Here is a 15,213-nt window from a genome sequence, read left to right as displayed (position 1 = left end):
CGTTTATTGACAAAATACCAAGTCGCTCATAAAACTCAAAAAGTGATCATAACCCTTTTGCCCGCAACCTGATTCAAGGCATACAAAGCATCTACTCGCGAAAAAGTGCCTTTAACCAATCAATACCAAGATTTAATTGGTGTGCTTCGCCATGCGAAGCATTTACTGCGGTGAGTTATGATGTAAAAGTGATCAACACGGCAAGAAGCAAAGGTTGAACAACTCGTTGCCTACCAATGTGCTCATAAAACTAGAGAAACGCTCATAAACTCGCAAATGTGCTCGTTAATTTGTAAAAATGCTCAAAAATCTCCAGAAATGATCATAAGTCACTGAAAAATGCTCATAAAACTTGAGAAATGCTCATAAACCTCGCATCCGCCACCGTCCACACCAACGGCTTGGCTAATAACCTATCCACTCAAAGAATAGTACCCTTCATCAATCTAGACAAAGAGCCCGCATTCATGAATTGCCCTGATAAGCACTCAACACGCAAAACTTTTCACATCTTAAGAAATTCTTCATTTTTCCATACACTACTTCTAAAGATTTGACTGTCATACTCAAACTATCATCAAGTTAGAGGAGGACATCAGATTGATTCGTGTAGAACATATTCAGCATTCATTCAAAATCGGAAAAAAAGGAAAAGAGCGGCCAGTCCCTGTCTTGAAAGACCTTTCTTTCGAAGTGCAAAAAGGTTCCATCATCTCCATTGTTGGCAGAAGTGGATCAGGGAAGTCGACATTACTTCATATTATGGCCGGATTCCTGAAGCCTGAGAGTGGAAAAATTACAGTCAATGGAACAGTGACATCTGATTTCAATGAAACCCAAAGTGCAGAATTTCGGCTCGACCAATTCGGGTTCATCTTCCAGAACTTTCAGCTCATGCCTGGACTCACGACATTCGAAAATATTGAGCTACCATTAAAACTGAAAGGATTCTCAAAAGCAGAACGGACGAAACTCGTGAAGCAACTCATCCAACACGTAGGTTTGAAAGAAGTACAAGACCATTACCCGAATGAGTTGTCGGGAGGTCAACAACAACGCGTCAGTATCGCCCGTGCCCTAATCACAAATCCCCCAATCATTTTTGCGGATGAACCAACGGGCAGTCTGGACTCGGAAACTGAACAGGAAATTCTTGCGCTAATCCGTTCACTGAACGAATCTCGAGGAATTACTTTCGTCATTATCACGCATGACGACGAGGTCGCATCAATCGCAGATGAGATTTACCAAATGCACGACGGAGTGTTGAAAGTAGGAGGTGTGCATCATGCAATTTAAAGATCAGCTCGATTTTGTTAGCCAGCACATTAAAAAGAACAAACTGCGTGTTTTCATGACAATCTTAGCCGCAACGATGGGAACCGCTTTTCTTATCATTTTAGCTTCTGTCGGATTCGGCATCCAAGACACGCTGAAAAAAGAAATTCTCGATAACCGACTTGTAACCCAAATAGAAGTGTATGGTGCCGATCTAAATACTGATAAAGCAGACAAAATGAAAAAACTGGACCATGTAAAAGCTGTGGTTCTTAGACAAGAAGTGAATGCCTCCCAGGAAACCACGCTGGATAAGTATACTAGCCCGAGCGGACTTCTCGTTTCAGACTTTGAAGAGGAAAAGAAAGCAGGATTCGCTCTAGAAAAAGGACGATTACCAAACGGGAAATATGAAGTAGTCGTCGGACATGACTTCGCTAAAAATTTAATGAATGAAGAAGAGGTAGAAAAATTTCAAAATCAGCAACAAGGCAAGGAATCGAATGAAGAAGAACAGGCGGAACTAGAATTGCCTCACTATAAAGGGGATTTACTGGGTAAGGAAATTACCTATGAAATTGGAAGCTATGAAACAAATGAATCATACAAAGAGCCGATCAAACTTACGATTGTCGGAATTGCAAAGGCACCTGCGAAAGACTTTATTTTAGACGGTAAACTATATGCAGATGCTTCGCTAATTCCAGAACTAGATGCCATTTACGACCGTCACAAGGCGGAAGAAAGTGAAGAGTCACTTTTCTATTCGAATCTGAATGTTTATGCCGATGAGCTGCAAAATGTAAAGGGCATCACGACTTCGTTAAAAGATGACGGATATTCTGTCTATTCCATATCAGAAGAACTGGAACAGATAGATGTCTTTTTCTTAGCCCTGAAAGCAGGTCTCATCTTCATTGGAACCATCGCAATCTTGATTTCTTCTATTGGTATCTTTAATACGATGACGATGGCGGTAACCGAGCGTACACGAGAAATAGGTGTCATGAAAGCACTCGGAGCGAAGCCGAAATTGATACAACGTCTATTTTTACTGGAAAGTGCATGGATTGGCATCATTGGAACTGTCATTGCAGTCATCCTTTCTTATGCAATTAGCATTCTCGCAAACTACATCTTGCCACTCATCGTCGGAGCGGCACTTGGAGAAGAGGATTTCAATGAACTGAACGTTACGTTCTCCATCATTCCATGGCAACTTGTTGTCATTGCATCCGCAATCAGTATTGGTGTAGCCATGATTTCAGGTTGGCGTCCCGCACGTAAAGCAACACAAATCGATGTCATCGATGCGCTGCGACGCGAATTATAAAAGGAAGATCCGCTCACTATGGCGGATCTTTTTCTTAGTGGACCGATTCAAATATCTTTGATTTTACAGATGAATTCCGGCATGATAGATAAGAAGAAAGTGAATTTATTTGCGAAAAGGGGTTTTCAGGATGGAATACCGCATTGAGCACGATACGTTTGGTGAAATTCAAGTCCCAGCGGACAAACTATGGGGTGCACAAACACAGCGTAGTAAACAAAACTTTAAAATTGGCGGAGAGCGCATTCCGACTGGCGTAATCCAAGCCTTTGCACATTTGAAAAAATCTGCAGCCATTGCGAGTCATTCGTTCGGAAATCTTTCCGAAGTGAAGATGAAAGCAATCTCAGCTGCAGCCAATGAAGTATTAGAAGGTAAATGGGACGACCACTTCCCACTAGTTGTTTGGCAAACAGGAAGTGGAACTCAGTCCAACATGAATATGAACGAAGTGCTCGCTAACCGCGGCAATCAGTTGCTTGAAGAGTGGGGTGAGGAAGAGCGTCTGCACCCGAATGACGACGTGAACAAATCACAAAGTTCAAATGATACATTCCCGACAGCGCTTCACGTATCAGGAGTGATTGCAGTTGAACGTGAACTCCTTCCAGCACTTGAGAAACTAAAGAAAACGCTAGGTGATAAGTCGGAAGCGTTCATGGACATTATTAAAATTGGCCGTACACACTTGCAGGATGCGACACCTCTAACTCTTGGTCAAGAAATGAGCGGTTGGCATCAGATGCTTGTGAAAACAGAGAAGATGCTGAAAGAAAGCGTTCAATCGATGAAAGAACTTGCGATCGGTGGAACTGCTGTCGGTACGGGTCTGAACGCACCAAAAGGATTCGGAGACAAAGTGGCGGAAGAAATTTCGAAGTCTGTCGGGATTGAATTTACATCAGCTGAAAACAAATTCCACGCACTTACAAGCTATGACGAAGTCGTATACACACACGGTGCTATGAAAGCACTTGCCGCAGATCTTATGAAAATTGCCAATGACGTACGTTGGCTTGCTAGCGGTCCGCGTTCAGGTATCGGTGAAATTACGATTCCTGAAAACGAGCCAGGTAGTTCAATCATGCCAGGTAAAGTGAACCCGACACAAAGTGAAGCATTGACGATGGTTGTTGCACAAATCATGGGGAATGACGCAACAATCGGATTTGCAGCGAGCCAGGGGAACTTTGAGCTTAACGTATTTAAGCCGGTCATCATCTTTAACTTCTTGCAAACGGCAAAACTGTTAGCAGATGGAATGATCAGCTTCAACGACAACTGTGCAGTTGGAATTGAACCAAACCTTGAAGAAATCGATAACAAAGTGAAAAACTCACTCATGCTCGTAACAGCACTTAATCCGCATATTGGGTATGAAAATGCAGCTAAGATTGCAAAAAAGGCACACAAAGAAGGAACAACCTTGAAGGAAGCCGCGCTAAAATCAGGACTTCTCACTGAAGATCAGTTCAATGAATGGGTAGATCCTTCAAAAATGATTGGTCGGTAAGTTGCCACAATATTGTAACAGCACAAGTATGTTTAACCCTGTATGCTGAGAGGACAACCTTCAAGAAAAGGAGTCGACATGTCCATGAAAAAACGCCTCATGCCGATCTTAGCTATACTTGTGATTGTTCTCGCTGCATGCGGTGGGAAAACGGCTACAGAACAGCATCATGAAGAAACGCCAGCATTAGCCGTAGGTGAAGAAAAACAACTTCCGAATGGTGACTTACAACAAGTCACGGCGTCTGCAGAAGAGCTGCCTGCTTTCCTCGATGACAAATCAGACGATCTTCAACTTGTTTATCAAGTAGCAGGAAACGCAGAAGACATTTTGAAATACATGCCATGCTACTGTGGATGTGCGGATAGCGCAGATCACGGCAGCAACTTGAACTGTTTTGTGGATGAAATCCGCAAAGATGGTTCAGTCGTATGGGATGACCATGGAACTCGATGTGACGTCTGTGTAGAAATTGCAGTCAAGTCTGTCACGATGGCGCAAGAAGGTAAATCGTTGAAAGAAATTCGTAAAACAATCGACATGGATTACAACAAAGGGTACGCGCGTCCAACGGATACGCCAATGCCATCATAAGATAAGGAAAACAGGTTCTCTTTTGAGGGCCTGTTTTTTTATAAATTCAACCATTATTTCTGCAGAAAAACCTCCTGGAAACCCTGTCACAATAGGAATAATCCAGAAAGGTTGTATTCTTTTGAAAGGTAGTCTATGATCGGTGTCAGATGAGTTGCAAAAGGGACGGGAATTTACTATTCTGACAGTTAAATTTGGGGTTCCTTTTTCAAGAATATGAGCGTATGATTCTAATATATTTCAGAGAGAATGCAGACGCGAATACTGCGTAGGAGGGGTACCATGGTTTTTGAAGGCAATAACAAAATACGCAAGAAGATTTTACAAGCCGTCCAAGGATTGACGGATGAGGAACTCAATCGGAAACCTGCCAATGATGGCTGGTCACCGAAACAAATCCTCGAGCATCTCTCGCTCATGGAAACTCTCATCGCCTCAAATGTGGCTAAGGAATTGAAGAATCCAGAAAGCCCGAAAGCGATGAAGAAGCCAATTTCCATTTCAACGAATCGCATCATTAAAGTAGAAGCTCCAGGACGAACAGTTCCTTCGGATACATTCAAGACGCTTTGTGAGATGAAGCAGGAATTGCACAATTCCCGATTGTACTTGCTCGATGTGTATGACAGTAGTAATAAAGAGGCATTAATGAAAAAATCATGCAAGCATCCGATTTTTGGACAAATTCCATTGTGTCAATGGTTCCCGTTTGTCGGATTGCATGAAAAGCGTCATCTTAAACAATTGAGAGATACAATCGAATCATTACAACTGAAAAAAGCAATCTAACCAGAAGTTCGTTAAACGAGCGAAAGTTACTTTGCAAATCACCCTCTAAGCCGTTTGAGCATAGAGGGCTTTTTCATGAGGAAATGTGCGTGATATACTGTCTGCAAGGAAGTAAAGAAGGAGAGTGGAGTGTATGGAACGGAAATTCGTAGCATCCTGGAGTGGCGGTAAGGATTCCGCTATGGCCGTTTACAAAGCGTTGGAAAACGGGGCGACCCTCACGCGAATTTGGACAATGTTTGAAGAAGAGGCAGATCGATCTCGCTCTCATGCTTTGCCAGAGTCAGTCATTCATGCACAAGCAGAGCGATTGAAGGTTCCGTTGATGACGCGACAAGCATCTTGGGAGACCTATGAACAAGAATTTATCGATGCCATGAAAGAATGCACAGATGCAGGGATTCGCTATGGTGTATTTGGTGACATCGATTTAGAAGACCATCGAACTTGGGTTCAACAAGCATGTGACCAAGCAGGGATGACCGCATGGCATCCACTTTGGCTCATCCCGAGACGTCAATTGCTGGAGGAATTCATTGCTGCGGGATTTGAAGCGTATATTATTGTGGTGGACACTAGTCGAATGCCGGAACGCTTCCTTGGAGAGCGTTTTACAATTGGATTAATGGATGAACTTGAAGCGCTCGGAATTGATAGTTGTGGAGAGTCTGGTGAATTCCATACAGTCGTGGCAGATGGGCCGATTTTTAGTGAGCGAGTTCCACTTGTATTCGGAGAACAGGTGGAAAAAGAAAACTACGTCTTTTTACCAACAGACTGCATCGAATAACGCTAACAAACAAAGGGGATGCGTGTGAAACGATTTTGTGTTGCTGGAGTATGGTTATTCGCAACATTGATGTTAGCGGGGTGCTTTGGAGGCAAGTCCATCACGTTGACACAAAGAACGTTGACGGAAGATGAACAGCGGTTAATCTACAGTGCAGGTGGAATGGACGCCCTGCATTTTACTTCAAAAGACACATTGGCAGATGGCAAGAGTATTCAACTCACCATTGAGCAATATGAACACGGGGAATACGTAGGAACGCTTGCGGAGATCCCATGGAATGGTTCAGCAGAACAGCAAGTGCCGCTAATTGGGTTTGGGGTTGAGCAAACAGATGAAAATACGATCGAACGAATCCTTTTCAGCTCACCGGGGGGACGCCTACGACCTGAACTTGAAGGGATGCCGGGTGGCTCCACGTTGATGCCGGCCTTTGAAAGTGAACTCACTTTGAAACAAGGGGAAGTTGCCTATCTTGCGTACTACATCGTCTCAGCAAGTGGAAGGGTTCAAACATTTAACATGAATGATGAAAACGCGTTGAAACAGCTACAAGCTTATGATCGCTGTCTCCTCTTAAAAGCAGAGTGGAAAGAGTAACCCGAAGTGTGTTTAAGCTTCGGGTTTTATGGTGCGAAAAAACCGTTCAGGAGTGCTCTGAACGGTTTTGCAAAACTGCGTTATTCGTTTTTTGAAACAGTCTGTTGGCTTTTCTGTGTTTTCTGGTTATCTAATCTGTCGCTTTCAATCGCGTCTTGTTTATATTGTTTACTAAACACGATGGAAATGATGATCATAAGAAGCGCCATGAAAGCGGTTGTTAAATAGATTGGTTCATAAGCTGAGTGTGCAGCTTGTTGAAATGCCTCGTGCAAAGCGTCTCGTACTTCAGGTACAGGAATCTGGTCAATTTTAGCTTGCAAATCCCCGTTGCTGCTACCCGCCAATTCCTCCATAGAACCTTCTGGAAGCTGACTAGGATCGATTCCTTGTTCCTTCAATTTCTGAGGGATCAGCTCTCCAATTTTACTGAATCCATTTTGGATGAATGCAGCAAAGATAGTCGGAGAAATGGTCAGTCCTACTTGACGTGCTACGGAAAGAGTTCCGATGGCAGAACCTTTTTGTGTCCCAGCGGCGTTTGAAGTGAGCACGGTCAATGGTGCGCCCAGTACAAATCCGAATCCTGTACCTGCAATGACAGAGAAGACAATGAACAGCAATTTAGTATCCGTAAAGTAACCAAGGCCACCAAATCCGATGATTCCGATGATCCCTGCAAAAATCAGCGTCTTCACGGGTCCTTTTTTATCAACAAAATATCCACCACCACCGGCTCCAATGCCTGAAGCGAGCGCAAGCGGTGTCATCCAATAACCTGATTTCGCAGCGGAAATTCCGAGGATTTGTTGTGCAAAGGATGGAATGAAAATAATCGCACCGATAAACGTCCCCGATAATAACCCCATCACCATTGTCATCGCGTAAGTAGGCTTGCGAAGTAGGCTATATGGAAGAATCGGGTCGATTTTGTCCCCCTGCTCGTTGCGCTTTTCAACAAAGATCAATGCTGCGAAAATCAGGACGCCGAGAATAAGTAGACCGAGGACGCTCCACTTGATGAATACGTCTGTGAAGGAACCGCCACGTCCAATGTTATTAATGGCAAACATGACGCTGAGGATAGAGAACGACAAGAGCGAAATCCCCAGGAAGTCAATTTTAGACATAACATAGGATTTTGTTTCTTCCAATGAGAAGAAACCGACTACGACGAGTGCAATCCCGATAGGAACGTTAATCAAAAATAGCCAATGCCAGTTTCCTGTGATATCGATAAGGAAACTCCCGATATTCGGTCCGACAACGGATGCGATTCCGTTCATCCCACCTAGAAGTCCGAGCATGCTACCCTGTTTTTCTTTCGTAAACGTACTTAATACATGGGAGCTTGCGATAATGAAAATACCACCGCCACCAAATGATTGGAACAAACGTGCTGCGAGGAATAGCGTGAAATTGGGACTGAGCGCTACCCCAAGCGAACCGATGGTGAAAATCACAATTTCAATGAGGAAGAGTTTTTTTCGTCCATACCGGTCGGCGAGTTTCCCGACGATCGGCGTCATTACAGCAAGACCGAGCGTGTACAGAGTAATTCCCCAAGATCCTTGCGTAGCACTTACATCGAATGAGGTGTTAATGGTTGTAAGTGCTGCACTGATTATCCCGTTATCCAGTGCCGCCATGAACACACCCACCAACAGAATAATAAAGCCGATGTTCACTTTAGATGTTTTTTCTACTGCCATTATTTGACCTCCTATGCAGAATGTCTTGAGCTAATACACTATTTAAATAGTGTACCCTATGTGCATAAATTTTACATAAACTGCAGATTACAAATCTATTTTCAGTTTTGAGAAGTGTTCCTCAAATAGTTGTCGGAACAAGTGTAGCTGACGTACGTTGTTGGTCTCGAGTTACGCATAGAAGGATACTATTGCTACATGGGGGAGTTAAGAGGACTCTGCTTTTAAGTGCAAGGCGCTCGATACGAGAGGAAACCCGCTCGATACAAAGTCAATCTTTCAATCGATGAAACTAAAAACAGCTGCCGCCTCTTGTGCAGAGAGCGACAGCCATTGTTTGTTAGTTCCAATCACGTGCAAGCATACTATACATAGCCAAATCGTGAAAATGATCATACAAAAACTCACCATCGCGTTGAATACCATCAAGATGAAAACCGAGCCGCTCTGGAATTGCACGGCTTTTTACATTTTCAACTCCACAACGAATCTCTATGCGATTTAGTTTGTATGTAGAAAACGCGCAGTCAACTAGTGTACGAACGGAATCTGTCATAATCCCATGTCCTTGAAAACGATCCCCGATCCAATAGCCTAAACTCGTACTTCTATTCATCCAGTCAATCTTATGAAATCCGATCATTCCTGCAATCTTACCTTCGTACAAAATACCTGCCTGAAAGCCATTATGTTCCGCAAACTGCTTCAACCACATTTCGATGACAGGACGATAGCTTTCCGGAGAAAGTGCTCCGTCCACCCATGGAAGCCACTCCCGCAAATGCTCCCGTGATTCATTTACTAGAAAGAATAGTTCTGCTGCATTCTCTTGTTCGAGTAACTTCAGTGACACTTTTTCTGAAACAGGAAGAGTAAACATGTGAGCCCTCCATTTGAAGTGATAGATTTTGTTTATTGTAGCAAAGTTGTGTGTACTTGGAAACCTGTATTGGATACTACAAATCAGCTATAGAGGGCCTTTATTAGGTACGACTCGTAAAAATATTTATTGAAACACGAAAAATACCTTAATCCCTAGTTGACATATCGGAATTTAATACATAAGATAAAGTGTATTAGAAAATCATAGATTATTTACAAAGGGGGACGTCGAGATGGAGACAGGATTTGTCTTATTGAATGTGGCGGGATTGCTTTTGCTAGCTGGTATTTTGTTTTGGATGAACCGCAAACACGTTTCGTTTTCAAAGCGCGTGTTTACCGGATTGGGTCTTGGAATTTTATATGGAGTTATCTTGCATGTCAGTTATGGGGTTGAGTCGACCGCACTTCAGCAATCGGTTCCCTGGTTCAATATTATGGGCACAGGCTATATTAAACTCTTACAAATGATCGTTGTACCACTCGTGTTCATCTCAATTTTGACTGCCTTTACGAAAGTGGCGGCGGGGAAGAACTTCGGGAAACAGGCGGCCTTGATTTTAGGAATTCTAATTGGAACGACAGCGATTGCTGCATTGATTGGAATCGGATCTTCACTCTTGTTCGGACTAGACGCTGAGCAAATCGTACAAGGTGATGCTGAGATTTCTAGAGGAGTATCATTGGAAGAAACTGCGGCAGGCGTTTCGGATAAAGTGCTCCCTGAACAGTTGATAGATTTATTGCCAGCTAATCCATTTCTCGATTTCACGGGTGCCCGTCCGACATCGACGATTGGCGTTGTCATCTTTGCTGCATTTTTAGGATTCGCATTTTTGACAATTCGGAGAAAGGAACCTGAACAAGCGGCTGTAGTACAAAAAGGAATCGATGCAGTTTATTCCTTGGTAATGGCAGTCGTAAAAATTGTATTACGACTCACGCCTTATGGAATTCTCGCAATCATGGCACGGACTGTTGCGTTGTCTGATTACGGGGCGATTGTGAATCTCGGTAAGTTTGTAGCAGCTTCTTATGCCGCATTGATTGTCATGTTCTTAGTGCACTTAGTAATTCTTGCCGCAACAGGACTAAACCCGATTACGTACGTGAAGAAAGCGGGAGATACGTTACTGTTCGCCTTCTCATCACGATCCAGCGCGGGGACATTACCATTGACACTCAATACACAGACGACGCGACTTGGAGTACCTGATGGGATTGCGAACTTCGCAGGATCATTTGGACTATCAATCGGTCAAAATGGATGTGCGGGTATTTATCCAGCGATGCTTGCCGTTATGATCGCACCGACGGTCGGCCAACCGATTGACGCTCAATTCATTTTGACACTCATTGCGATTGTCGCGATTAGTTCTTTCGGCGTCGCAGGTGTTGGAGGAGGCGCAACGTTCGCAGCAATTCTCGTATTGTCTGCGTTGAATCTACCAATTGCGCTTGCAGGGATTCTAATTTCTGTTGAGCCACTTATCGATATGGGGCGCACAGCGTTAAATGTCAGTGGATCCATGACAGCTGGTGTCACAACAGCACGCGTGACAGGAGAACTTAATAATGCGCAATATGATGAAGTGATGGCACGAGAAACATCTGCATCCGAATTGTAAAAAACGTCCGCACTCCATCTAGGAGCGCGGACGTTTTTATGTAAGTCTGATATTCAAGTTGAATGAGTTGAAAGTGATCAAGCAAGGGGCGAATCCGCTCAAGCAAATGGGAAAGTGATCAAGCGGGAGGTGAATCCGCTCAAGCAAATAGGAAAGTGATCAAGTAAGAGGTGAATCCGCTCAAGCAAATGGGAAAGTGATCAAGCAAGGGGTGAATCCGCTCAAGCAGTGAAAGTGATCAAGCATAGGGTAAATCAGCTCAAGCAAGGGGAAAAGTGATCAAGCATAGGGTAAATCAGCTCAAGCAAGGGGAAAAGTGATCAAGCAAGCATAGGGTAAATCCGCTCAAGCAAGAGGAAAAGTGATCAAGCGAGAGGTGAATCCGCTCAAGCAAGCATTAAAATCACCCCAACACCACAACAAAAAGAGCACCCGCAATTGCAGGTGCTATCTACTTATTTACTCAATACATCCAACTTCAATTCTTTCTCCAAAAACGGCTTCGCATTCAACAAATCCCTGAAAGCCCTATACCGTTCAACAGATTCCAAAGAAGGCTGTTTCCCTGAATGGTATGAGCGAATCAAAATGTTTTTCGGTGTATGCGCCATATCGATGAATTCCAGTAACTGTGTCTCGTATCCAGCGAGCGTTAACAACTCCGCGCGCATCGAATCCGTTGCCAGTGCGGAAAAACGTTCTTTCACAAGACCATGTTGCAACATCACATCTAGCGCAGGTGACTGGACTTGACTAAATAATTCATGCTGACAGCACGGTACACTCAAAATCACGCTCGCACCCCAACGGACCGCACGTGCGAGTGCCATATCCGTCGCAGTGTCACACGCATGCAACGTGACAACCATGTCAACAGAGGTTTCATCCTCATAATCATTAATGTCGCCTACTAAAAACTCCAAGCGATCGTATTCAAGGTCGCGCGCAATTTCCGAGCATTCTTCGATGACTTCCTTCTTCAAATCGAGGCCGGTAACGTGGATATCGAGTCCCTTTTCGATATGAAGATAATGATACAACGCAAACGTCAAATACGATTTACCAGAGCCGAAATCTAGAATTCGGACAGTCCGGTCTTTCGGAAGATGGGTCAATGCGTCATCGATATATTCAATGAACCGGTTAATCTGTCTAAACTTATCGTGCTTTTGTTTCTTAACTCGCCCATCAGCAGTCTGCACGCCAAGGCGTATTAAAAATGGATAAGGAGTGCCTTCCTCGAGTAAATAATTCTTTTTACGATTGTGCGATAAATCAGCGGTCCTGGACGTTTCTGTCACACTCGACTTCCAGGATACTTTAAATTTCTTAGTAAGCTGTATTTGAATTATTTCACCTGTGAATTCGGCTTGTACTTGTTTGAAATGCATTAATACATTGGTCAAAAATAGCTCGATGCCTTCGACTGAAATATTATGGTGATTCAACACACGTTCAAATTGTTCTTCAAACTGAATGTGCAATTCACCTTTCAATTCAATTGGCTTTGCTTTAATACGCAATAAGCCTTCTGATTTTGTACGGGGTTGACTGAACGTTGCGCGGACAAAAGTTCCATCCGTAAAACGCTGCGCTAAGTCGGCGATCAATTTTTCAAACTCCATTAGGTTTGACTCCTTTACAAGAGAGGTAGGGATGAAAAGCGACTATTAGTCAAAGTTAAATCCTTGATCTCTCAGAAATTCTTTCATGTAGGGACGTTGAGGAGATTGCAAGAAATCAGCCATCTGTTCAGTCCAGCCTGCGTGCTTACGATTTGAGCTTCGTGTTTCATAATAAGTCTCCATAGTTGCGTCGTATTCACGGAGTATTTCCTCATAGTGGCTAGCGTCATACATATTTTCATGCAGCACCGCATCCACTGGTAAACGAGGCTTCACCTCATTAGATTTTGCAGGTACACCAATTGTCATGCCGAACATCGGAACTACACCCTCAGGAAGTTTGAGTAGCTCGCTAATTTCAGCAGGGCTATTGCGGACACCCCCGATATAGCAAATGCCGTATCCTTTAGACTCAGCAGCGATTGCAACATTTTGTGCAAAGAGTGCTACATCAATCGTTCCGACGAGCATGGCTTCCGCGTGAGAGTAGTCGATTGAACGGTTGTGCAATGCAGCAGCAGCTTGTAACCGATGGAAATCCGCACAAAAGACCAAAGCAGCACCAGCGCCATTGAACTGATGAGGGTTTTTGGAATACTCACCTAGTTTTTCGCGAACTGACGCATCAGTTAAGTGGATAACAGAATAGGCTTGGACAAAATGAGAACTAGCGGCGTGTTGACCAGCTGTAACAAGTTCTCGGACTGTTTCTGTAGATAAACGCACATTCGTATAGGAACGAACAGATGCATGAGATTTCAGTAAGTCAATAACCATTGTGAATCGCCTCCAACTAGTGATTGTGATTAATGGTACACCAGTTTGAGACTATAGAAAAGGAGTGGAGCTTATGAACATTTTTGAAGGACTTTCGCTAACTACTATGCTGATAGTATCTATATTTATCGTCATTCCTATTTTGGTAATATCTTATGTATATATATTTGATAGGAAACAGAAGCAGCATGCTATTTTACGGAATTATCCTATACTCGGTAGAATTCGATATATGATTGAGAAAGTCGGTCCGGAATTCAGGCAATATCTATTTGACAACGATAACGAAGGTAAACCGTTTAGCCGGGAAGATTATTTGCATATGGTTCTACCAGGGAAGTATTTGAAGAGCGTAATTGGATTCGGCTCAAAACGAGACTTTGATGCACCTGGTTATTATTTGAGGAATGCAATGTTTACGAAACAGAACGAAGAAATGCGTGTAGATAACGATCGTAAAGTAGATTCAATGAGATATATAGTCGATGGTGAAGGGTTATTCTCCCGCAGAGAGCACAGGGAAGAAGTGACTGCAGACCCATGGTTACTTCCTGACGAGGATGCAGTTGTAATCGGCCCGAACTGTAAGCATCCTTTCCGCGTCCATAGCTTGCTTGGACAATCGGCCATGAGTTATGGAGCACTTGGTGAAAATGCGATTACGGCATTGTCTAAAGGAATCGGGATGGCAACAGGAGCATGGATGAATACAGGGGAAGGAGGTCTATCCCCGCACCATCTAGCAGGAGATGCAGATATTATCGCCCAAATCGGTTCCGGATTGTTTGGATTCCGCACAAGCGAAGGTGAATTCGATTGGAACCTGCTAACAGAGAAAGCGGAAAACCCTAAAGTCCGGGCGTTCGAACTGAAACTGGCGCAAGGAGCAAAAATGCGTGGTGGGCACGTAGAAGGTTCAAAAGTGACGGAAGAGATTGCATTGATACGGAATGTTACTCCGTATAAAACAATTAACAGTCCAAACCGCTTCCATCAGTTTGATGATTTTCCATCTATGTTTTCCTTCATCGAACAAATTCGGGAGCATTCTGGGAAACCTGTTGGCATTAAAATTGTAATTGGCGGAATATCGGATGCAGAAGAATTAGCATCATTTATGAAAGAAACTGGAATGGGGCCAGACTTCATTTCCTTAGATGGCTCGGAAGGTGGATCAGGTGCGACGTATCAAGACTTAGCAGATTCGGTAGGTCTTCCGATTCGATCTGCATTGATCATACTGGACGATGCATTAAGGAAATTTGAAGTGCGGGATCGAGTGAAAATCATTGCTTCCGGAAAAATGACAACTCCAGACAAAGCGGCAATTGCACTTGCAATGGGGGCAGATCTCGTCCAAGTTGCTCGTGGGTTTATGATTTCAGTCGGATGTATTATGGCGCAACGCTGTCATACCAATGAATGCCCGGCAGGAGTTGCTACGACAGATACGCATTTGCAGCGTGCTCTTGTAGTCGAAGAGAAAAAATATCGGGTTACCAACTATATTTTAACGATGCGCGAGGGGTTATTCAGAATTGCAGCAGCAGCAGGACTGGATTCGCCGACAAAATTAGAGAGACAGCATGTATTCTACAAAGATGAACGTGGTAGAGTGACGCCAATCGATTAAAAAAATACACTACTCAACAAGCAGGGGAAATTACACCCTTGCTTGTTTTTTTGTCGAAT

General features: G+C 43.6%; 13 protein-coding genes. 9 read left to right on the top strand and 4 right to left on the bottom strand.

What is annotated here, in order from left to right; translation table 11 throughout:
- Positions 1-600: 600 nt before the first annotated feature.
- The 7 genes from N693_RS0114370 to N693_RS0114335 all read left to right on the top strand — a co-directional run bounded on the left by N693_RS0114370 (position 601) and on the right by N693_RS0114335 (position 6,897).
- Complete coding sequence (locus N693_RS0114370) at positions 601-1,299, top strand: ABC transporter ATP-binding protein (protein ID WP_025785525.1); 699 nt, start codon at positions 601-603, stop codon at positions 1,297-1,299.
- Positions 1,289-2,611: an FtsX-like permease family protein gene (locus tag N693_RS0114365; RefSeq protein ID WP_025785524.1), complete on the top strand. Its 1,323-nt coding sequence runs from the start codon at positions 1,289-1,291 to the stop codon at positions 2,609-2,611. The genes N693_RS0114370 and N693_RS0114365 overlap by 11 nt, the downstream gene beginning before the upstream one ends.
- A gap of 130 nt (positions 2,612-2,741) precedes the next feature.
- A complete protein-coding gene (gene fumC / locus N693_RS0114355; RefSeq protein WP_025785523.1) occupies positions 2,742-4,124 on the top strand; it encodes a class II fumarate hydratase in 1,383 nt (460 codons plus the stop codon).
- 84 nt (positions 4,125-4,208) lie between these two features.
- Positions 4,209-4,718: a PCYCGC motif-containing (lipo)protein gene (locus tag N693_RS0114350; RefSeq protein WP_025785522.1), complete on the top strand. Its 510-nt coding sequence runs from the start codon at positions 4,209-4,211 to the stop codon at positions 4,716-4,718.
- Positions 4,719-5,000: 282 nt separating this feature from the next.
- A complete protein-coding gene (locus tag N693_RS0114345) occupies positions 5,001-5,507 on the top strand; it encodes a DinB family protein (protein ID WP_025785521.1) in 507 nt (168 codons plus the stop codon).
- A gap of 133 nt (positions 5,508-5,640) precedes the next feature.
- Positions 5,641-6,297, top strand: coding sequence for a diphthine--ammonia ligase (locus N693_RS0114340; protein ID WP_025785520.1), 657 nt, complete (start codon positions 5,641-5,643; stop codon positions 6,295-6,297).
- 24 nt (positions 6,298-6,321) lie between these two features.
- The gene (locus N693_RS0114335) at positions 6,322-6,897 is read left to right on the top strand and encodes a hypothetical protein (protein WP_025785519.1); all 576 of its coding nucleotides are present in this window, start codon (positions 6,322-6,324) and stop codon (positions 6,895-6,897) included.
- 80 nt (positions 6,898-6,977) lie between these two features.
- On the opposite strand, the gene N693_RS0114330 is transcribed toward N693_RS0114335, so the two are convergent.
- Both N693_RS0114330 and N693_RS0114325 read right to left on the bottom strand, forming a co-directional pair.
- Positions 6,978-8,609, bottom strand: a complete 1,632-nt coding sequence (locus tag N693_RS0114330; RefSeq protein ID WP_081760237.1) for an MFS transporter — start codon at positions 8,607-8,609, stop codon at positions 6,978-6,980.
- A 340-nt stretch (positions 8,610-8,949) separates the two neighbouring features.
- Complete coding sequence (locus tag N693_RS0114325; RefSeq protein WP_025785517.1) at positions 8,950-9,489, bottom strand: GNAT family N-acetyltransferase; 540 nt, start codon at positions 9,487-9,489, stop codon at positions 8,950-8,952.
- A gap of 235 nt (positions 9,490-9,724) precedes the next feature.
- Between N693_RS0114325 and N693_RS0114320 the strand changes: the two genes are divergently transcribed.
- Positions 9,725-11,119 carry an L-cystine transporter gene (locus tag N693_RS0114320; protein WP_025785516.1) on the top strand — a complete coding sequence of 465 codons (1,395 nt, stop codon included), beginning with the start codon at positions 9,725-9,727 and terminating at the stop codon, positions 11,117-11,119.
- A gap of 455 nt (positions 11,120-11,574) precedes the next feature.
- Here N693_RS0114320 and N693_RS0114315 read toward each other — a convergent pair whose 3' ends face one another.
- Together N693_RS0114315 and nfsA are read right to left on the bottom strand one after the other, a co-directional pair.
- Entirely contained in the window at positions 11,575-12,744 is a 1,170-nt protein-coding gene (locus N693_RS0114315) for an SAM-dependent methyltransferase (RefSeq protein ID WP_025785515.1), read from the bottom strand.
- Between the two features lie 45 nt (positions 12,745-12,789).
- Entirely contained in the window at positions 12,790-13,521 is a 732-nt protein-coding gene (nfsA, locus tag N693_RS0114310) for an oxygen-insensitive NADPH nitroreductase (protein ID WP_025785514.1), read from the bottom strand.
- Between the two features lie 73 nt (positions 13,522-13,594).
- Here nfsA and N693_RS0114305 point away from each other — a divergent pair, with 73 nt between their 5' ends.
- A complete protein-coding gene (locus N693_RS0114305) occupies positions 13,595-15,154 on the top strand; it encodes an FMN-binding glutamate synthase family protein (RefSeq protein ID WP_025785513.1) in 1,560 nt (519 codons plus the stop codon).
- Positions 15,155-15,213 lie beyond the last annotated feature (59 nt).

Origin of the sequence: Sporosarcina sp. D27 (genome assembly GCF_000586555.1) — a bacterium.
In the GTDB taxonomy this organism is placed as follows: Bacteria; Bacillota; Bacilli; order Bacillales_A; family Planococcaceae; genus Sporosarcina.
The sequence above is the reverse complement of the archived record's forward strand: the minus strand, read 5'-3'. Positions and strand labels throughout refer to the sequence as shown.

Bases quoted from the DNA above. Each gene is read 5' to 3' on its own strand.
- fumC (WP_025785523.1), top strand. From the start codon at position 2,742: ATGGAATACCGCATTGAGCACGATACGTTTGGTGAAATTCAAGTCCCA.
- N693_RS0114345 (WP_025785521.1), top strand. From the start codon at position 5,001: ATGGTTTTTGAAGGCAATAACAAAATACGCAAGAAGATTTTACAAGCC.
- N693_RS0114320 (WP_025785516.1), top strand. From the start codon at position 9,725: ATGGAGACAGGATTTGTCTTATTGAATGTGGCGGGATTGCTTTTGCTA.
- N693_RS0114305 (WP_025785513.1), top strand. From the start codon at position 13,595: ATGAACATTTTTGAAGGACTTTCGCTAACTACTATGCTGATAGTATCT.
- N693_RS0114325 (WP_025785517.1), bottom strand. From the start codon at position 9,489: ATGTTTACTCTTCCTGTTTCAGAAAAAGTGTCACTGAAGTTACTCGAA.
- N693_RS0114315 (WP_025785515.1), bottom strand. From the start codon at position 12,744: ATGGAGTTTGAAAAATTGATCGCCGACTTAGCGCAGCGTTTTACGGAT.
- N693_RS0114365 (WP_025785524.1), top strand. From the start codon at position 1,289: ATGCAATTTAAAGATCAGCTCGATTTTGTTAGCCAGCACATTAAAAAG.
- N693_RS0114330 (WP_081760237.1), bottom strand. From the start codon at position 8,609: ATGGCAGTAGAAAAAACATCTAAAGTGAACATCGGCTTTATTATTCTG.
- nfsA (WP_025785514.1), bottom strand. From the start codon at position 13,521: ATGGTTATTGACTTACTGAAATCTCATGCATCTGTTCGTTCCTATACG.
- N693_RS0114340 (WP_025785520.1), top strand. From the start codon at position 5,641: ATGGAACGGAAATTCGTAGCATCCTGGAGTGGCGGTAAGGATTCCGCT.
- N693_RS0114350 (WP_025785522.1), top strand. From the start codon at position 4,209: ATGAAAAAACGCCTCATGCCGATCTTAGCTATACTTGTGATTGTTCTC.